The organism is Paenibacillus marchantiae (genome assembly GCF_028771845.1).
Taxonomy (GTDB): domain Bacteria; phylum Bacillota; class Bacilli; order Paenibacillales; family Paenibacillaceae; genus Paenibacillus; species Paenibacillus marchantiae.
In genome coordinates this window covers 928,469-949,467 of sequence record NZ_CP118270.1, presented here as the reverse complement: position 1 = coordinate 949,467, position 20,999 = coordinate 928,469, and the positions used below count along the sequence as shown (strand labels likewise).

The 20,999-nt window shown below is 50.2% G+C and carries 13 protein-coding genes; 10 read left to right on the top strand and 3 right to left on the bottom strand.

Features of this window, described 5'->3' with window-relative positions:
* Positions 1-52: 52 nt before the first annotated feature.
* Genes PTQ21_RS04290 through pdxR form a run of 3 tightly spaced genes read right to left on the bottom strand, consistent with a single transcriptional unit; the run spans position 53 to position 2,892 of the window.
* The gene (locus tag PTQ21_RS04290) at positions 53-511 is read right to left on the bottom strand and encodes a GNAT family N-acetyltransferase (protein ID WP_274568940.1); all 459 of its coding nucleotides are present in this window, start codon (positions 509-511) and stop codon (positions 53-55) included.
* Positions 508-1,428, bottom strand: a complete 921-nt coding sequence (locus tag PTQ21_RS04285) for a D-alanine--D-alanine ligase (protein WP_274568939.1) — start codon at positions 1,426-1,428, stop codon at positions 508-510. Before PTQ21_RS04285 ends, PTQ21_RS04290 begins: the two co-directional genes overlap by 4 nt.
* Before the next feature lie 12 nt (positions 1,429-1,440).
* Positions 1,441-2,892 carry a MocR-like pyridoxine biosynthesis transcription factor PdxR gene (pdxR, locus tag PTQ21_RS04280; RefSeq protein WP_090952449.1) on the bottom strand — a complete coding sequence of 484 codons (1,452 nt, stop codon included), beginning with the start codon at positions 2,890-2,892 and terminating at the stop codon, positions 1,441-1,443.
* Between the two features lie 672 nt (positions 2,893-3,564).
* Here pdxR and PTQ21_RS04275 point away from each other — a divergent pair.
* The 10 genes from PTQ21_RS04275 to PTQ21_RS04230 all read left to right on the top strand — a co-directional run bounded on the left by PTQ21_RS04275 (position 3,565) and on the right by PTQ21_RS04230 (position 20,991).
* Positions 3,565-3,921 carry a nucleotide excision repair endonuclease gene (locus PTQ21_RS04275; protein WP_090952446.1) on the top strand — a complete coding sequence of 119 codons (357 nt, stop codon included), beginning with the start codon at positions 3,565-3,567 and terminating at the stop codon, positions 3,919-3,921.
* Positions 3,922-4,200: 279 nt separating this feature from the next.
* The gene (locus PTQ21_RS04270) at positions 4,201-4,950 is read left to right on the top strand and encodes a Bax inhibitor-1/YccA family protein (RefSeq protein ID WP_063565881.1); all 750 of its coding nucleotides are present in this window, start codon (positions 4,201-4,203) and stop codon (positions 4,948-4,950) included.
* 272 nt (positions 4,951-5,222) lie between these two features.
* Positions 5,223-6,440: an ABC transporter substrate-binding protein gene (locus tag PTQ21_RS04265; RefSeq protein WP_090952443.1), complete on the top strand. Its 1,218-nt coding sequence runs from the start codon at positions 5,223-5,225 to the stop codon at positions 6,438-6,440.
* Between the two features lie 49 nt (positions 6,441-6,489).
* A complete protein-coding gene (locus tag PTQ21_RS04260) occupies positions 6,490-7,536 on the top strand; it encodes an ABC transporter substrate-binding protein (RefSeq protein ID WP_095206138.1) in 1,047 nt (348 codons plus the stop codon).
* 303 nt (positions 7,537-7,839) lie between these two features.
* A complete protein-coding gene (locus PTQ21_RS04255; protein WP_064641626.1) occupies positions 7,840-8,700 on the top strand; it encodes an alpha/beta hydrolase in 861 nt (286 codons plus the stop codon).
* A 167-nt stretch (positions 8,701-8,867) separates the two neighbouring features.
* Complete coding sequence (locus PTQ21_RS04250; protein WP_063565884.1) at positions 8,868-9,653, top strand: 2,3-dihydro-2,3-dihydroxybenzoate dehydrogenase; 786 nt, start codon at positions 8,868-8,870, stop codon at positions 9,651-9,653.
* Positions 9,654-9,676: 23 nt separating this feature from the next.
* Positions 9,677-11,011, top strand: coding sequence for an isochorismate synthase DhbC (gene dhbC / locus PTQ21_RS04245; RefSeq protein ID WP_079697550.1), 1,335 nt, complete (start codon positions 9,677-9,679; stop codon positions 11,009-11,011).
* Between the two features lie 3 nt (positions 11,012-11,014).
* Positions 11,015-12,628, top strand: coding sequence for a (2,3-dihydroxybenzoyl)adenylate synthase (locus PTQ21_RS04240; RefSeq protein ID WP_274570439.1), 1,614 nt, complete (start codon positions 11,015-11,017; stop codon positions 12,626-12,628).
* A 78-nt stretch (positions 12,629-12,706) separates the two neighbouring features.
* The gene (locus PTQ21_RS04235) at positions 12,707-13,756 is read left to right on the top strand and encodes an isochorismatase family protein (protein WP_079697551.1); all 1,050 of its coding nucleotides are present in this window, start codon (positions 12,707-12,709) and stop codon (positions 13,754-13,756) included.
* Entirely contained in the window at positions 13,753-20,991 is a 7,239-nt protein-coding gene (locus tag PTQ21_RS04230; RefSeq protein ID WP_274568935.1) for an amino acid adenylation domain-containing protein, read from the top strand. The genes PTQ21_RS04235 and PTQ21_RS04230 overlap by 4 nt, the downstream gene beginning before the upstream one ends.
* The last annotated feature ends 8 nt before the right edge of the window (positions 20,992-20,999 follow it).

The window sequence follows — 20,999 nt, the reverse complement described above, 5'->3', positions numbered from 1 at the left end:
TCCGACCTTTGTGTCGGAAATGGGCGTTTTTTTGATGTTACTTTGTAAACAGTCAGCTATGCTGCAAAGCCTGCGGCTTTTTGCTAAAGCCGGTGCTTCCCGCGGTAAAGCCCATCTGTTGGTAGAATTCATGCGCAGCTTCACGATCCGTGCGATTGCCGCTGTTTAGAGACAAGGAATCCACGCCATGAGTGGCTGCCCATTGCTCTGCTTCCAGAATAAGCTGACGACCGATGCCGGAGCTTCTGAACTGGTCATGCACGATAAGAGCCATAATACGGCAGTGTCTTCCGTTTTTTTCATATAGATAAGATGTTTGGAGGCCAATCAGTCCAACGACACGGCCACGGACCTCGGCAACCAACGTTGCAAAGTTTGAATCCGCAGCGATGTGCGAATAACGCTCCTTCATCTCGGCATACGTGGTTGGGTAACCGAGTTGATCCATAAGAACGACCATATCCTGTAGATCTTCAGGGGAACTGTTACGAATTGTTATATTCAGACTCATGATCGCGTTGCCTCCTTTTGGCGTTCTTTTAACGAGAGATCAATGATGGAATCCAGCAAACCGGCAAAGGAAATACCAGCAGCGGCAGCACTTTTGGGCAGCAGGCTGTTTCGGGTAAGACCCGGCAGCGTGTTCACCTCAAGCACGTATGGCATGCCATCCCGAATCATCATGTCCACGCGAGCATAGACACTGCATTTTAACACCCGGTAACAGGTTAATGCCGCCGCTTCTACACGTTTATGCAAATCCGCAGGCAATTGGACGACCTGCTCCTCAGCACCGCCATCATTATATTTGGAGGTGTAATCGAAAAAATCGGCATTTGAACGAATCGAGATAACAGGAAGCATCTGACCATCCAGAACGGCGCAGGTAATCTCCTCACCCTCAATATATTGCTCAATCATGACGACTTCGTCCCAGACGAGAGCCGCTTCTACAGCCGCATGAAGAGCCGAGGGTTCCTGCACCACTTGCGTGCCGATACTGGAACCGCCTGAATTGGGCTTTACCACAACGGGATACGTTAACTGCTGCACAGCGACTGATGACAATTCATCCAGACTGCTTACCTGAAGCCACTCGCCAGTAGGTACACCCGCATGCTGGATGAGGCGTTTGGACATATCTTTGTCCATGCATACGCTGCTCGCGAGGACACCACAGCCTGTGTAAGGAACACCCAGCGACTCCAACGTACCTTGAATCGTACCATCCTCGCCGTATTTGCCGTGCAGAGCGAGCAGTGCCACATCCAATCCTGCTGCTTTGTCAATGAGATCTCGTTTGCTGTTGATCTCCACCGGAATAACCTCATACTTCTGTCCATCCAGATGGTTCATCATCTCCTGTCCGGTGAGCAGAGAAACATTCCGCTCCGAAGATGTGCCACCCATTATCACGCCAACTTTCATGTGTAATCCTCCTCATTTCATTTGAGCAACCGTCTCGCCAATGATGCGAATACCTTTGCGAATGTTCTCATCGCTGACTCGGGAGAAGCCCAAACGCATCGTGTTTTGTCCCTGGCCAGGTTCAAGATAAAAAGTATCCCCGGGCATGAAGGTAACGCCTTTTGCCTTGCAAGCCGCCAGCAGCTCCCTCGTGCGGTATTCTGGTGGGAATTGTACGAACAGGTGAAGTCCACCTTCACCGGAAACCCGGCACATTGGCAGATACTGCCGCAAGCAACGGACCACCAGTTCATATTTTCGCTTGTACTCTGTACGGGCCCGCTTCAAATATTTCTCGAAATTGCCGTTGCTCAGATATTGATAGAGCAGGGACTGGTCCAGCGTCGAGGTATGAATGCTGCGCGCCCGTTTCATGCTTTCCAGGTAATCAATCAGCGCCGCATCCGCAATGACCCAGCCTACACGCAGTCCCGGAAACAATATCTTGGAGAAGCTGCCCAGATACACGAGTCCGTTCCCTTTGCCCACACTGGCAATCAGAGGGGAGACATGGGAACCGGAATAGCGCAGTTCCTCGTTAAAGCCGTCTTCAATAATCGGCACCTGGTACTGGTTCATCAACCGAATGATCTCTGTCCGTTTGGCAGGTGATGTGACGATCCCGGTTGGATTGTGGTAGGAGGGCACGAGATAGGCCAGATCATACGGGTTGGCTGCAAGTTCCCGTTCCAACTGCTTTAGGTCCAGACCATCTGATTCCATATCCACACCGGTGAGATGGAATTGATGAAGTCTCAGATTTTTAACAGCGGTATGATGTGTCGGGTTTTCACACAGGGCCCTGCCACTTTTTTTGCGAAGTGCGCCCAGTACCAGATCAAAACCTTCCGTAAATCCGTTGGTAATCAGAATATCCTTGCCGGTTAGGTCGACACCTTTATTTTCCATATAGCGCAGCAGATACTTCATAAGAGGCCTGTAGCCTTGCGCATATCCGTAATTCAGCAGCACTTCCCCTTCAAGCGACATCCGGTCGAGAAAGGCTCTTTTGACATTGTGCATGTCGAACAGCTTCTCATCCGGCGCGATGCTGGTAAATGAAATCTCACCACGCTCTGAGCCAGAGCCATGTTTCATCAGATCATACTGCTCTGCCTGGATTGCATAATCGCTGACACGTTCGTTCCAGTCCAGCTGCCACCCGGATGTTGCCTCAGGTGCATCAATGGTGGAGCTTACGTAATTGCCTTTGCCTTTGACCGCGTAAATCAGGCCTTCCTCCTCAAGTTCAGCATAGGCCAGCAGAATCGTGCTGCGGCTTACTTTCATGAGTGTACTGAGTTCGCGGGTGGAAGGAAGCTTTTGTTTGGCTTGCAGGCCGCCTTTGAGCATCAATCGCTTCATATAATCTTTGACTTGTATATATACAGGGCGGTCCTCCGTCAGTTGCAGATCGGAATACATCCCATCACTCCCTTATTTGCTATCTTGCCATATTATAACCCCCGCAGAAAGAACCACGATACCTCTGTTTCCCTGCGGAGGTGGTTGGTTGTTTGCGCAAACGTAAAAAAGCCCTGGCATCATGCCGGGCTGGGGTGAAACGTGATCCATCTTTTATAGTGCTGCTGCTTATAACTTTCTAGGTTGGCGTTGCATGACTAGTCTCTCTAGGATCGATAGCTATCTGTCCTTCTACGTGTGTCTATTTACTCTCGTACGGCTATAATTGCAGGCTTTCTAGGTCAATCCAGTTCTATACTATCTTCGTAAATCTAGGATCTTTCTACGTTTGCTTGCTGCAAGGGTCGAATAGATGATGAATCGTAACACTATAAGGCTAGGTTCTTGCTAACTGTACTCTTGTCGTGCGCACGTAACAGAATTCAGTATGAAAAAGATGATCAATCATAGGGTACAATAGACGGAAGTAGATATAAAGACATATGTCTTAGTGCCCAAATTCTTCCTCATACCCCTATAGTACCACTTTGAATCAGGGAAGTTAACCTTTTTTTTGAAATATTTGTCGTAATAGTTGAAAAAAGCTTGAATCTTGCTTCTTATTAATGAAATGGTTTCCCTTTATAATATATGATAGGATGTAAACCTATAGATAATGAGGAAGTGAACCTATTGATTAATATTACTGTGCCAACACCAGATGTCACCATCACGAAGCAGGCTGATCCACAGCTCAGCCACATCTACGGATTCACCGATTTCCACCTGATTACACGGGAACAGGGCGGTATCTTTATGTTTTACAATGCCGCTGATGAGTTGTTATTTGTCGGGAAAGCACGAAAATTAAGACCGCGCATCAAGAAACATTTTGAAGATACCGTATCACCAATGAAGTCACACCGCGAGGAAGTAACCACCATTGAAGTGTGCGTTATTGAAGATCCGGTAGATCGCGAAATTTACGAGACCTATATCATCAACACGATGCGTGCGAAATACAATATAGATAAAGTGTTGTACAAATAAGTATCTCGAATATGCCCCAAGAGCGATAAGAATTGGAATCAAATGATGGAAAGTGCTGAATAAAGCGTAAAGTATTCTTCGCAAAGTTTTGGGACATATAGCCCATGCCTTGCGTCAACAGACAAGGATGTGATCTCCGGATTGCATCCCACGTCTGCCTGGAAGCATTAGAATTTATATTTTCAATATGCAATTTAATATGTAGTTCGTAGAAATGGCAATGTAGAACGTAGAGATGGTAGTACAGGATTAACCAAATACATAGAAGAGGTGATTGTTTTGATCGGACGTAGCGGTAACCCCACACTCAAAGATAGTACGTTTGAAGACTCCAGAGGCTATGGAGATGATCGATATCAGACTAGAATGACGATTAACGGTACGGTAAACAAGGCGTTTATTACGCTGGTAATCCTGCTGGGCAGTGCATTTGCATCTTGGATGATGTTTTTCAATGGGCAGGAAGTGCTTCCTCTTGCATATGGAGGGGCGATCGTCGGATTTATCCTCGCATTGATTATTTCATTTAAACCTGTTGCGGCGCCTTACCTTGTGCCGATCTATGCCGTTGCGGAAGGGATGTTCCTCGGAGCACTCTCGGCTACGTATGAATACTTGTATAACGGCATTACGCTGCAAGCTGCTTTGCTGACCATGGCCGTCTTTATTGCTCTGTTGATGGCATACAAGACAAGATTGATCAAAGCTACGGAGAATTTCAAGCTGGGGGTTGTCGCAGCAACCGGAGGTATCATGATTATGTATCTCCTCAGTTTTGTTCTTGGTTTTTTCGGGATTACCGTTCCCTATCTGCATGACAACAGCCTGATCGGAATCGGCATTTCTGTCGTCATCGTCATTGTGGCCGCACTGAATCTGGTACTTGATTTTGATTTTATTGAAAGTGGTGCCGACAACGGTGCTCCGAAATATATGGAGTGGTACGGTGCATTTGGATTGATGGTTACGCTGGTATGGCTGTATCTAGAAATTATTCGTCTACTCGGCAAGCTGCGGAGCCGGGATTAATTCAATTCAAATTTTTACAAACTTAATGTTGCAAAATTCGTCATCAAAAGCTAACTCGTGCCCAAAACACGCAGTTAGCTTTTTTGCCTTTTACGGGATTGTCTTAACATCGAACTGTGTACATTCTTCCATATATGGATTGACTGTATGGAAAAGAATGTGATATTTTAATTGATAATGATTATCATTTTCGTTAGTCTAATATAGTACCGGCTGTATTGCCCTGTACATTTCATATCAAACCGATCAAGCAGATCGAAAGGAGTGGCCTCATGTTACTGGAAAATGATTCGCAGACCCCTGCGCACTTACCCGTTGCCGGCCGCAGTCCCAAGACGGATCTTGCCAAGGTAAAAGTATATATGGATGAGCACTATGACGAACCATTGTCTATTGCGGATCTCGCCCACAAAGCCAATATCAGTGCGAAATATTTCGTGGACCTGTTCAAGAAGACCTACGGGCAGAGTGCAATGGAATATCTGACCGATCTTCGCATCAATCGTGCGAAACGATATCTGAAAGAAACAGGATACAAACTTCGTGAAATCGCGCTGAGAGTGGGCTATAGCGATGAGTATTATTTCAGCCGCAAATTTAAAAAAGAAGTGGGCGTATCTCCTTCGGATTATGCCAAAAATGCGAGAATACGCATCGCCACCTGCTCCTCCAGCATTATTGGACAGCTGCTGGCGCTTAATGTCATGCCTGTCGCTGCGCCGATTGACCCCAAATGGACCGCTTATTATTATAACGCGCACCGAACAGAGATTCAGTCACACTTGAGACTGACAGACCCGTATACCAGCTTGAGATTTGAAGCCAACGTGGAGCGTTTGGTTCATATCCGGCCGGACGCTATTGTCGGTACGGATCAGATCAGTGATCAGGATCAGGCCAAACTGGCTGAGATTGCACCTTGTTGTTTTGTACCGAAGTATCACTTGGATTGGCGTGCGCAGTTACGCATGATTGCTGCTTTTTTGGAGCGGGAAGAACAGGCAGAGCAGTGGATTAGCGTATACAATCAGCGAGTCGAGAAGGCACGGGATTCCGTAAAACAGAAAGTGGGGCGAGAGAAGGTCATCGTTGTCCGGGTGTATGGTCAGCACCTTTATCTGTATCGAAATCCGGGCATTGAAGAGGTGTTGTACAATAATGGATTACAACTGGAGACGTTTCCCGATGTTCAGGCCAACACACGGTTAACATTGGAACAACTGGCTGCGCTAAATCCAGATCGGATTCTTGTTATGGTGTGTCCTGAGGCCGCATCGAGGGCGTATTGGCTTAGTCTACAGCACTCGCCGGTATGGCGTCAGCTTAAGGCAGTAAGGCAATACCAGATTCATCTGATCACAGGTGACCCATGGTTTGACTACTCTGCCGTAGGCGTGATGCGCATGCTGGATGAAGCGCTCCTGATTTTCACGGGATATTGTCCAAATGTATATCTGGATAACGTCCATGGTGATTCCCGGGCTACATGACATATAATCCATCTATCTAAATGAGAATGTTTATCAAGGGGGATATGTCATGTTTCAACAGAAAAAAGGTAACGGACAAAGTTCCGTTCGTCCATTTCGTAGTACCGGTTTCTCGGCCTTGCTCGTACTGGTATTGATTACGGGTCTGCTGTCTGCCTGTGGTTCAAAATCAGAAGTTGAGGGAGAAGCACAGAAAGAGCAGCCAACAACGGAGGCTTCCACCACGGCCTCATCAGGGACTGCTGTAACCGAAGAGAACACGGAACAAACCAAAGGAGAACGAACTGTCAAAGATGATCTGGGACATGATGTTATCGTTCCTGAGCATACGGAGCGTGTTTTTGCACCTTATCTGGAAGACTCTCTGCTGACGCTAGGCGTTAAACCGGTAGCTCAGTGGGCAAGTGGTACGCAAGGCCATGTTTACCTTAAGGACCAGTTGAGCGGAGTGCCAACACTGGATTTCTCCAGTGGTTTGCCTTCTCCTGAAGCACTAATGGCGTACAATCCAGATTTTATTATTCTACACACGGCCCAATATGCTGAGAACGGTGTATATGAGAGTTATTCGAAAATTGCACCAACCTACGTATTTACGAATGCTTCGGGTGATGTAGAGAAGTCTTTGCAGGTGATCGGTGATCTGCTGGGCAAAACGGCTGAGGCCGAAAAAGCCATTGCAACATATCATGCGAAGGTAGATGATGCTAAGGCCAAGCTCGCCAAAGTTACCGAAGGCAAGAAAGCAGCGATCATTCGTTTTGCACCTCGCGGGATTAGTATGATGGGTGGTAACTACTTTAGTGGTTACGTGGTATATCAGCAATTGGGGCTTGGCAAGCCAACACTGGTACAAACGGAGAACAGCGCAACGGTATCGACCGAGGTGTTGCCTGAGATTGATGCCGACTTTATTTTCACGGTGGAACAGGGTCCGGGGAGCATGAAGGAAATGACGGATACCAAAGTATGGAATAGCATGCCAGCCGTTAAAGCTGGAAATGTGTACGCAGTAGAGCCAGCTCCGTGGCTGGGCGGTGGATTGATTGCTTATGGTCATGTCATTGACGACACGCTGAAGGCGTTAACGCAATAATAGAGGCAATCCATTGATGTATTGATCACAATATGAGAAATGTAGCTCCCTGCGGAGTGCCAGAAACCGGACAAATTCCAGCGTTTCAGGTATTCCGTGAGGGAGTTTTTTTATTTTAGGAGTAACCAAGTCAGTTACAGAAATGTGGGAATATGGAGATAATCAAAATCATTTCTGGATATCGTCCATGGGACAGCCGGATTTACTCTTTTATAATTGGTAATGAGAATCAATCTCATACAAAACATATTTAGTTCAGTATTCAACCTATATACGCAGAACAACGAGGAGGAACCATCCGTAATGACGTTTCAGCCCAATCAACCCGCATCTGGCACCCTTGAACATATCGCACGCAGTACCGTACAGATTCCACGCGCCGAACAGTGGACCATGAAATCACGCAACGGCAATCATGCCTATCAAATCATGGTATTCCAACCGGCAGAAGCACCACCGCCTTCGGGATATCCGGTGATCTATCTGCTGGATGCCAACTCGGTGTTTGGCACGATGGTCGAAGCCGTTCGTGTACAGGGCCGCAGACCGGAGAAGACCGGAGCACTTCCGGCCATTGTTGTTGGCATCGGGTATCCAACGGCCGGTCCTTTTTCACCGCACCGTTACTATGACTTTACCCCGCAGACCACAACGGAATATACCCAGAATTCGGATGGAACACCTTTACCAAAACAGGGTGGAGCCGATGAATTCTTGCAGTTTATTGAAGAAGAGCTGAAGCCGGATATGGAACAGCAGTTCAGGATTGATCGGAGCAGACAGGCTATTTTTGGTCATTCCCTTGGTGGATTGTTCGTGTTGCATACGCTGTTCAAGAAACCGGAAGCTTTTCGCTATTACATTGCGGGCAGCCCTTCGCTTCACTGGAATCAGAACGTCATGCTGGCGGAGGAACAGGAATTTGTCGCACGGCTGGAGCAGCATCCCGTGAACGTCAAGGTGTGGATTGGCATGGGTGAACAGGAGAAGACACATCCTGCGCGCAACAATGATAAGGCTTCGAGTCTTACAGAACGGTTGTCTGCGCTGAATCAGCCCGGTCTGGACATTAAATATACCGAGTTTGAAGAAGAAAACCATGTATCCGTATTGCCGTTTCTGATTAGTCGTACGATGCGTTTTGCCTGCAGCCCGGAGTCGTAGGAGGAAAGAGACGACAGTATTTCTCAATCAGAGGTATCGGTACGTGATATTGGGCGAAAGGCAAGTGGACAGAAATGTTACGGATTTACGGATATCCAATCGTGTTCAGCAGGCTAACATATCTCCTCCAATAGGAGAGGGAGCAGTAATGCAAGGGAGGAACAGGAGTGAGTTACACAGGGATTGATGGAAAAGTAGCCGTAGTCACCGGTGCTGCGCAAGGCATCGGTGCAGCCGTGGCGAGATTGCTTGCCGAGCAGGGCGCTATTGTTGCAGCTGTCGACATACGAGAGGATCAGTTGAATCAACTGGTCACAGATCTGCATAGTCAGGGTTATCAAGCAACAGCCTGTCCTGTGGATATATCTAATCGTCAATTCGTCGAAGATGCAATCCAGCGTATTGAGAATACATTAGGTCCGATTGGCATTTTGGTGAATGCAGCGGGAGTACTATACACGGGGGCTGTGAGAGAGCTCCCTGATGAAGAATGGACAAGAACTTTTGACGTGAATACACATGGTGTATTTTACATGTCACGTGCTGTGGTGCGTTACATGGCCGAACGTCAGTCGGGGGCGATTGTTACTGTCGGTTCAAATGCTTCTGGCGTGCCCCGGATGCACATGTCTGCCTACGTGGCCTCCAAAGCGGCTTCAACCATGTTCACCAAATGTTTGGCGCTTGAATACGCCTCAGACCATATCCGCTGTAACATTGTATCTCCAGGTTCGACGGATACCGATATGCAGCGTGCATTGTGGGCGGATGAGCAGGGAGCACAGGCCGTTATCGCGGGTTCCCAGCAAGCATACCGACTGGGCATACCACTGAACAGGCTGGCGTTACCATCGGATATAGCGGATAGTGTGCTTTTTTTGGTATCGGATCAGGCTAGACATATTACGATGCATAACTTGTGTGTGGACGGAGGCGCCACGCTAGGTGCCTGAATCAAGATAAGGAGATGATAATCATGTCAAAAGCGGGTACGGTTGCTGCAACTTCCGCCTTACACCTTCTGGAACAATATCAGGAAGGGACGTCCTTTTTCTGGTCTTCACCGCAACATACCCTGTTAGCTCAAGGGGAACAAATTCGATGGTCTGCCATGGAGGCATCGGAAGGGAATACACCTGACTCCATGGGCGCGGTTAATGTTAGTGAACAAAAGCGGAATGAAGAAACGCAGCTTTTCATTAACCGGATGGAGCAGTTGATGGGAAAGGCGAGACGCTCGGGCCAAACGAAACCGATTGTGGTCGGCGCCATTCCGTTCGATCCGATACATTCTTCTGCGGAGCTATTCGTACCAGAAAAGATCCAATGGGCTGAACCCCTATCCCCGGACTCCAGAGCATTGGTGGAAAAACGTCCAGCCGCGGTGGGTTGCGCGGTACGTGAAGAACCTGCCGGAGCCATATTTCAGCAAAGCGTAAACAACGTTTTGATGGATCTGAATCAAGGCGATCTCCACAAAGTGGTGTTATCCCGTACACTGCATGTGACTTCACAGACGATTGTGAACACGCATCAGTTACTCCGTAATTTGTTCAGGGATAACACACACGGATATACATTTGCTGTTCCGATGACGAAACTCTCTCTAGCAAAAGGTGATATAACAACGAATAAACGCGCTTATGTGGAGGCGGAAAAAGAAACTCATCGGACTTATATCGGAGCGAGTCCCGAATTGCTAGTTACCCGGAAAGGGTCCAAAGTGAGAGCCAATCCACTCGCTGGGTCTGCTGCCCGGAGTGATGATCCGGCTGAGGACCGTCGCCGTGCAAAAGCACTGCTGGCTTCCGCCAAAGATCGCCATGAACATGCAGTAGTCATTGAGGCTGTGGCGGAAGCGCTGCGTCCGTTGTGTAAGCAGCTATCCGTCCCGGCAGAACCCTCCTTGATCCAAACACGAACCATGTGGCACTTATCTACGGAAATTCACGGGGAGCTTGCTAATGTGAACACATCATCACTGGAACTTGCGTTTGCTCTCCACCCTACACCAGCAATTTGTGGAACGCCTGTACAGGCCGCTCGGGAAGCCATCCGAGAACAGGAACCGTTTGAACGGGGATTATTCACCGGCATGGTGGGCTGGTGTGACAGTGAGGGTGACGGCGAGTGGGCTGTAACGATCCGATGTGCGGAAGTGGAAGGGAATACGCTTAAACTGTTCGCTGGCGCGGGTATTGTGGCAGGTTCTACAGCCGAAGCGGAGCTGGCAGAGACCTCAGCGAAATTCGGAACAATGCTGCTCGCCATGGGTTTGGATTCATCTGTGTCCAGTATGAAGGAGGAATGAATGATGCTGTCAGGATTTCAGGCCTGGCCTGAGGAAGTTGCCGAACGTTATCGTCAGGAAGGCTGCTGGGAAGGAATTACGTTTGGAGAAATGCTCCGCCAGCGCGCAGAACTATATGGCAATCGAGTAGCCGTTATCAGTGGTGAACAACAATTAACCTATGCGGAGCTGAACGATCGGGTGGATCGTCTGGCTGCTGGCTTATATGCCAAAGGAATACGACAGTATGATCGAGTCATTATCCAGCTGCCCAATATTACGGCGTTTATCGAGGTGTGTTTTGCCTTATTCCGCATTGGTGCACTGCCTGTATATGCACTTCCCTTACATCGGAAGAGTGAGATTACGTATTTTGCCCGTTTCTCTGAGGCCGTAGCATACGTGATACCTGATCAGGATGGAGGGTTTGATTACCGCACACTGGCCGAAGAGGTTCAGGCAGAGGTTCCGGGACTTCGGCATGTATTCGTGGCGGGAGAAGCGGGGCGATTTACGGCTTTGGAGGATGTTTATACAGCACCAGTCACACTGCCGGATGAGCCAGTTTCTTCGGATGTTGCTTTTCTACAGTTGTCTGGTGGAAGTACCGGGCTGTCCAAAATGATTCCGCGCACTCATGATGACTACATCTACAGTTTGCGGAGAAGTGTGGAAGTCTGCGGACTTACCCCAGAGAGTGTCTACCTAGCGGTTCTGCCTATAGCACATAACTATCCGATGAGCTCACCCGGCTTTCTGGGTACACTTTACGCAGGTGGAACCATTGTACTATCACGTGGGTCCAGCCCGGATGAAGCTTTTCCACTCATTATGCGCCATAAGGTAACCATAACGGCTCTTGTACCACCACTTGCGCTCATATGGTTGAATGCGGCGGCTACCCGAGGGGTTAAACTTCCTTCACTTGAGGTGCTTCAGGTTGGTGGAGCCAAATTCAGCGCCGAGGTGGCTGCACGTGTCCAACCCGTTCTAGGCTGCACCTTACAGCAAGTGTTCGGCATGGCGGAGGGGCTGGTGAACTACACCCGTCTGGATGATCCGTTGCATGTCATTGTTAACACTCAGGGCAAGCCGATGTCTCCGTATGATGAAGTACGAATTGTGGATGACGAGGACATGGATGTGGAACAGGGACAATCGGGGCATTTACTGACACGAGGGCCTTATACGATTCGTGGTTATTACAAGGCTGAGGAGCATAATGCCAGATCGTTTACCACGGACGGTTTCTATCGTACCGGAGATATTGCCAGTCTTACGGCTGATGGATATCTCGTTGTGGAAGGACGGGCGAAGGATCAAATCAACCGTGGCGGCGACAAAGTGGCTGCCGAGGAAGTGGAAAATCATCTGCTGGCCCATCCTGCCGTACATGATGCGGCATTGGTATCCATGCCGGATGAATATCTGGGCGAGCGCTCCTGTGCATTTATCGTGCCGAGCGGTGAAGCTCCGTCAGCTGCCGAAGTGAAATCTTTTCTGCGTAACCGGGGCCTGGCGAGCTATAAAATACCGGATCGGATTGAGTTTGTGCAGTCTTTTCCCAAAACTCAAGTTGGCAAAGTAAGCAAAAAAGCGTTGCGTGAGATGATTACGGCTAAACAGCCCATATCCTAATTGTTATTTCTGATAGATAGCATTACAGCGCAGTGATGAACATGATTGTGATAAATAAAGCTGAAAAGAGGGATATTCATGGCACTTCCAAAGATTCAACCCTATGCAATGCCTGTAGAGTCGGAGCTTCCCGTCAACAAGGTAATGTGGACACCGGATGCGAAGCGCTCGGTACTCCTGATTCATGATATGCAGCAATATTTTATGAACGCCTTTACGGCAGGGCAATCCCCTGTTGTGGAGCTGATCGATCATATTTCACAACTTCGTTCAAAGTGTCATGAGCTTGGCATTCCGGTGGTCTACTCCGCACAACCGGGCGGACAGACTCCGGAGCAGCGTGGGTTACAGCTGGACTTTTGGGGTGCGGGAATTGATGGAGGACCTGTGCAAAAAGAGATTATTGATGCGCTCGCACCCGCTCCGCAGGATACGTTCATGACCAAATGGCGATATAGCGCCTTCCAGAAAACAGACCTGTTTGAACTAATGCAGCGGGATGGCCGCGATCAACTGATCGTTTGCGGTATTTATGCACATATCGGATGTCTGATGACCTCTTGTGAAGCCTTTATGAGAGACATTCAGGCGTTCCTGGTTGCGGATGCAGTAGCTGACTTCTCGGCGGAAAAACATCGCATGGCCCTGACGTATGCAGCAGAAAGGTGCGCGGTAACACTGACAACCGGGCGTTTACTTGGATCGCTAAATGATTCTGCCGCTGACGGAAATGAAGGAGCACTGAAATCCAAAGCGGGTGAGCAAGGTGAGCAATCCTATGCTACACCTGCTCGTGTGGCTGTTTCAGAGGCTGAGCAACAAACGCCATCCGCAGCAAAGCGAATTCAGGACGGAAGTCATGGCGTTGAACTAGTCACGTTGGAACAATTAAGGAATCAGGTCGGAGCGATGCTCCAGGAGCAGCCTGCCGACATTGGAGAGCACGATGATCTGATTCAGATGTGGGGACTGGATTCCATTCGTATTATGAGTCTGGCTGAGCGCTTTCGAGTGGAAGGAGCGGGGGTAACGTTCGTGGATCTGGCGGAGCTGCCTACATTGGCTGCATGGGCAGCATTGCTGGATAAGGCCCAAAATAAGGTGCTTCCGAACGGAGACTACTTTTGAGCGGGGCCGTGCATACGTCGCACAGTCGGGACACGGCTTGGCCCCTGTCCTCTGCACAGTCCGGCATCTGGTTCGCTCAGCAGTTGAATCCGGACAATCCGATGTACAATACCGCCGAGTATGTGGTCATCGAGGGTAGCGTAGACGCCAGACGATTCGAAGAAAGTGTGCGACAGACCGTTTCGGAAGCAGAATCACTGAATATGGTTTATGGCGAAAATGAACAAGGCCCATGGCAGTCTTTGAACAGCAACCCGAATCATTGGACATTTCATGTCATCGACGTGAGGGAGGAATCGGAGCCCCACACAGCAGCATTGGCCTGGATGAAAAATGATCTGGCCAATCCCGTCAATCTGGCGACAGGTCCACTCTTCACGGAGGCGTTGTTCCAGGTAAGCCATGATTGTTATTACTGGTACCAGCGAATTCATCATATCGCAATCGATGGATACGGCGTTTCGCTGATTACCCGCAGGGTGGCGAGCCTATACTCCGCAAGTGTACGAGGAGAAGCTGTAGATCAAGTGCAGCAGGGGGCATCGTTTGGCTCATGGACGGCCGTTCTTCAGGAAGACGAGGCTTATCTTGGCTCCGTGGACAAAGAGCAGGATCGTCAGTTCTGGATGGATCGGTATGCAGATGAACCGGATGTAGTCAGTCTGGGGGAACGGGCTCCGCGAACCTCTACCTATTTCCTGAGACAGAGCGGTCTGCTTACACACTCGCAGCGTGAGCAAATACAGGCGGCAGCGGCAAGGTTCGGTGTGACTTGGCCGGATTTGTTTGTAGCGGCAACGTCCATTTACGTTCACCGAATGACAGGGGCGACCGATGTTGTGCTGGCCCTGCCCGTGATGTGCCGTTTGGGATCAACATCCCTGCGGGTTCCGGGTATGGTCATGAATGTGCTTCCGCTGCGTCTCAACGTAGAGTCGGATCTGACCGTGTCAGAGTTGCTGAGACAGGTTGTACAGGAGATTCGGGCGGTACGAAAACATCAACGCTATCGGCATCAGGATCTGCGGCGTGATCTGAAGCTGCTTGGAGAGAATCGTCGCCTGTTCGGACCCATGATTAATGTCATGCCATTCCACCATGAATTAAACTTTGCAGGGCAGCGCGGCATGATTCACAACCTGTCCACGGGCCCGGTAGACGATCTGTCCATTCATGTGGTGGACCAAGGGCATGGTCATGGGCTGAGTATTGATTTTGATGCGAATCCGTCTATCTACAATGATTCCGAACTGCTGAACCATCAGCTTCGATATATGCAGCTGCTGAACCTGGTTATGCAGGAAGGCATGGAGACGGAAACGGTGGGACGACTGGAATTGCTGCTCCCTGCCGAACGTGAGCAAGTATTGGTGAACTGGAATGGAATGGGAGGGCTAACAGCCGAGAGCAATTCAGCAGCACTGTTTGAACAGCAGGTCCGCCGCACACCTTCTGCAACGGCGCTGACGTTCGAAGGGGCCTCCCTGACGTATGCGGAGCTGAATGAACGGGCGAATCAGTTGGCTCATCAATTGATTCACCGATATCAGGTAGGACCGGAACAGCGGGTGGCCATTGCTCTGCCTCGTTCGCTGGAAGTGGTCATCGCCATTGTGGCTGTCCACAAAACGGGGGCCGCCTATCTGCCGCTTGACCCTGACTATCCCGAAGAGCGTCTGATCTACATGTTGGATGATGCTAAGCCTGGTTGTGTGGTGACGGTGATGGACCATGTTTCCAGTCTGCCGACAACATCCAGTGTACCGATGATGGTCATAGATGAACCGAATACTGCTACGGCAGTGAGTCGCCGGCCTGGAAGTAATCCCGAAGGTAATGATCTGACAAGTACAGCTTCTCTGCTCAATCCTTCGTATATTATCTACACTTCAGGCTCCACAGGTAAGCCCAAGGGCGTAGCCGTAACCCATCTGGGGCTGGCGAATCTGCTTGAGGATATGAAGACGAGACTACAGGTTGGTCCGCAGGACCACTGGCTGTCGGTGACTACGATTGCTTTTGACATATCCGTACTGGAAGTATTTCTGCCGCTTACGACGGGTGCCCGGCTGGATATTGCACACAAAGAGACGATTCTTGATCCGGTAGCTCTGGCTGGGAAGATGAGAGAGCTGGGAACCACCATCATGCAGGCTACGCCTACGTTATGGCAGTCTTTGGTGACGAGCCGCCCAGGGCGATTCGATGGGCTAACCGTGATTACCGGAGGAGAGGCGCTGACGGAGGAACTGAAGCTTTCTTTACAGGAACTGGGGTGTCACGTCAATAACCAGTACGGCCCGACCGAGACGACTATTTATTCCACGGCTGCCTCGTTCGACACAGGGGTGATGGGGAAACCGTCGATTGGTGGTCCGGTTCGCAACACGCAGCTATATGTGCTGGATCAAGGCTTAAAGCCAGTACCCTCGGGTGTAGTAGGGGAACTCTATATCGCAGGCGAAGGGCTTGCGCGCGGGTATTTGGGCAGGCCTGATCTGACCGCAGAACGCTTTGTAGCCAATCCCTTCGGTCAGCAAGGCAGTCGGATGTACCGTACAGGAGATTTGGCGAAATGGCTGCCGGATGGTTCTATCGATTATTTGGGTCGTGCAGATCATCAGATCAAAATTAGAGGTTTCCGGATAGAACTGGGCGAGATTGAATCGGTAATCTCCAGGTATCCTGGCGTAGTTCAGGTCACGGTCATGGCTCGCGAAGACCAACCGGGAAACCAGCGATTGGCAGCGTACGTAGTGGGTGAGTCTGAACTTGAGAATCGTATGGATCTGGCAGAACTAAGAGCTTACGTGGCGGATGCGTTGCCGGATTACATGGTGCCTGCTGCATTCACACTACTGCCCGAGATGCCGTTGACACCGAATAAAAAGATCGATCGCAAACGGCTTCCTGTGCCTACTTTGCTGTCAATTGCCAATGGACGGGAGGCGCGCACGCCACAAGAAGAAATTCTGTGCAGTCTGTTCGCTGAGATTCTTGGTGTTGGTCGTGTGGGCATTGACGATGATTTCTTTGAACTGGGTGGGCACTCCCTGCTGGCTGGACGAATTACAGCACGTATCCGTGATGTATTCGGTGCAGATCTAACGATTGGCAGTGTATTTGAAGCTCCAACCGCCGCAGGCCTAGCCAAACGATTGGATCAGGCGAAATCGGTGAGACCTGTTATTCAGCCTGTTTCACGTCAGGGGGAGCTTCCGCTCTCCTTTGCCCAGCGGAGGTTGTGGTTCATGTATTGTCTGGAAGGCGCCAATCCGACGTATAACATTCCGCTGGTTGCCCGGTTGGCCGGGAAGCTGGATACGGATGCTCTGGAGAACGCCCTGCAGGATATTGTAGACCGTCATGAGACATTACGAACGTTGTATCCGCCTGAAATGGGTTCTGCGAGCCAGCATATTCTGAATGCTGCTGACGTCAAAGTGAAATTGAATATAACCGCTGCTACGGAGCAGGAGCTTCCCGAGCTTCTGACAGAAGCGTCACGCTACAGTTTCCAGCTTTCCACTGAACCAGGCATTCGTGCCGAGTTGTTCAGAATCGGCGCTGATGAGCATGTGCTGTTGTTGTTGCTGCATCATATTGCCGGGGATGGATGGTCATTGTCACCGCTCATCCGCGATCTGTCGGTGGCTTATGCATCACGCTTGCGGGGTTCTTCACCTGCCTGGGAGCCGCTGCGCATTCAATATGCCGACTATGCGGTGTGGCAGGAGAGATTGCTAGGGAATGAGAACCAGCAGGACAGTCTGATTGCAAGACAGATGGAATTCTGGAGCAACCAGCTGGCCCATTTACCGGAGCAGGTTACATTCCCTACGGATTACGCACGTCCAGTCGTGTCCAGTTATCGCGGTGGGTCAGTGCCTTTTACGATCAGTCAACGTTTGCATGAGCAATTGATGATCATCGCACGTGAGAATAAAGTCAGCCTGTTCATGGTGCTGCACTCGGCACTGTCCTTGCTGCTTACCCGAATGGGTGCAGGAACGGATATCGCGATAGGAACACCGATTGCCGGACGGAGCGATGATGCGCTGGATGAAGTCGTGGGTATGTTCATTAACACCCTTGTGCTGCGCACAGATACTTCAGGTGATCCAACATTCCGTGAGCTGCTGGCTCGTGTGCGGGAAGTCGACCTGGCTGCATATGAACATCAGGATCTGCCCTTTGAACGGTTGGTTGAAGTATTAAATCCGCCTCGGTCGCGTTCCAAACATCCGCTGTTCCAAGTGATGCTTGTTCTGCAAAATACACCGGATATTCGTCTTGATCTACCGGATATTGCGGCGGAAACCCGCATTCATGGTGTGGGTTCATCCAAATTTGATCTAACCCTTGAGCTGACAGAGCAGCGTGAGCATAACGGGTCTCCAGGCGGAATTGAAGGTGTGCTGGAATATAGTGCAGATCTCTTCCGGGAGTCTACTGCAGGTGAACTTGTGGTCCGATTGATGCAGGTGCTTGAAGATGCAGTGCAGCAGTTGGATGAGCGAATCAGCAGATTTCATGTCGTGACCCCAACAGAGCAGGCCCAGCTTGAAAAAGAATGGTTCTTTACGCTGAGTGAGGATGCACAACTGACCATAGCCGAGCGCTTTGAAATACAAGCAGCTGCTCATCCGGAAGCGACTGCCATGACCTGTGAGGATATCACCTTGAATTACAGGGAGCTGAATGCAAGAGCCAATCAGCTTGCCAGATTACTGATCGGTCAAGGCGTGGCACCGGAACAAATGGTTGCGCTAGCCTTGCCTCGTTCCGTTGAAATGGTTGTGGGTATTCTTGCTGTGCTAAAAGCAGGAGCCGCTTATCTGCCGCTTGACCCCAATTATCCGGCAGATCGGTTGACACATATGCTGACAGATGCAGCACCGAAAGTAATGGTAACAAGTACAGAGGTATACACCTTGCTTCCGCAGGTGGCAGAAATTCAGTGTATTAATATGGACGATTTGCATACTTTGCAGCAATTGGAGATGCTGGATGATCGAAACCCTGCGGATAGTGAACGCAATGGGCGTGTAACACCTCTGAACCCGGCTTACATGATCTATACCTCGGGTTCGACAGGCAAGCCTAAAGGGGTCGTTATTCCGCATGCCAATGTCATCCGTTTATTGGATGCCACGCAGCACTGGTTCCATTTTGACGCGAGTGATGTATGGACCTTGTTCCACTCCTATGCATTTGACTTCTCCGTATGGGAAATCTGGGGACCGCTGCTGCATGGAGGGCGATTAGTCGTTGTTCCTCATGAGATTAGCCGTTCACCTGGAACGTTCCTGCAGTTGCTTGCTGAGCAAAAGGTGACCGTATTGAACCAGACGCCATCCGCATTCTACCAACTTATGCAGGCTGACAGGGAAAATCCGGCCTGGGGACAGCAGCTTGCACTCCGTTATGTCATTTTTGGAGGCGAGGCACTGGAGCTTGGGCGCTTGGATGATTGGTATGAACGTCATGCTGATGATGCGCCAAGACTCATCAATATGTATGGCATCACTGAGACGACGGTTCATGTCAGCTACCAGGAACTGCATGCAGGCAGTTCTACGGAAGGCGCGAGCAGCTGGATTGGATGCGCCATACCGGATCTTCGGGTATATGTGTTGGATGATCAACTTGAGCCTGTACCAACAGGAGTAACCGGAGAGATGTATGTAGCCGGAGCAGGTCTGGCTCGTGGTTATTGGAATCGACCTGATCTTACAGCTGAGCGATTCGTTGCTGATCCATACGGTCCACCAGGCACGCGTATGTACCGGACAGGAGATCTGGCGAAGCGTCTGCATGATGGCTCGCTTGATTATTTGGGGCGGGCGGATCAGCAGGTGAAAATACGGGGATTCCGCATTGAGCTTGGCGAGATTGAAGCGGTGCTGGCAAGGCATTCAAGCGTGGCCCAGGCTGCTGTAATTGTCCGTGAGGACCAGCCGGGGGATAAACGTCTTGTAGCTTATATCGTTCCGGCTTCGGACACAGGGACGATACCGGAATCGACTGCCTTGCGTCGTCATGCGTCTGCTAGCCTTCCGGATTATATGGTTCCATCTGCGGTTGTAGCGATGGAGAGCCTGCCACTTACACCGAATGGCAAGCTCGATCGCAAGGCACTACCCGCACCGGAAATGCAATTAACGACAGGTGGCAGAGCGCCTCGTAACCCGCAGGAGGAGATCCTCTGTGATTTGTTTGCCGAAGTATTGGGCATGCGCAGTGTAAGTATCGACGACAGTTTCTTCGAGCTGGGTGGCCATTCGCTGCTGGCTGTTCGCTTGATGAGTCGCATTCGTGAAGCGATGGGAAGGGAGCCGGGGATCGGCATTTTGTTCGAAACAGCTACCGTAGCGGGACTGGCGGAGCGACTGGAGATGGATTCGGATTCCGGAAAAAGCTCGCTTCAAGTGCTGTTGCCGCTCAGAACGCATGGGGAGCATCTGCCTATATTCTGTGTCCATCCCGCAGGAGGACTTAGCTGGTGTTATGCCGGGCTGATGAAACATCTGGGCATGGAATATCCGCTCTATGGGTTACAGGCCAGAGGCATTGCTGAGGTTGAGGAACTTCCGTCTACACTGGAAGATATGACAGCAGACTACATCCGCCATATCCGCTCGGTACAGCCTGAGGGACCTTACCGTCTGCTGGGCTGGTCTCTCGGAGGCAACGTAGCCCAGGCTATGGCGGTACAACTGCAATTGGAAGGGGAAGAAGTAGAGTTTCTCGCCATGCTGGATGCGTATCCGAGCCACTATCTGCCGATTCGCGGAGAACCGGATGAGGAAGAAGCCTTAACGGCATTGCTTGCACTGGGTGGTTATGATCCGGACAGCATTGGGGATGGGCCGCTGGATATGGCAACGGCTATGCGCATATTGCGCAGTGAGGGCAGTGCACTGGCAAGTTTGGACGAAGATACGATCATGAAGCTGCGGAAGACCTATGAAAATTCCGTACGGATCTTGGGGGCCTATACGCCATCCCGATTCGAGGGGGATCTGATCTTCTTCCGTTCCACCATTATTCCGGACTGGTTTGACCCGATTGAACCGGAAATGTGGAATGCGTATATCGGGGGCCAATTGGAACGTCATGATATCGCTTGCCGTCACAAAGACCTCTGTCAGCCTGGACCGCTGGAGGAAATCTGCCGAACACTGGCCGCCAAGCTGGAAGAGCTGAACAAGCGCGAAATTCAACATAAATAGGAGGATAA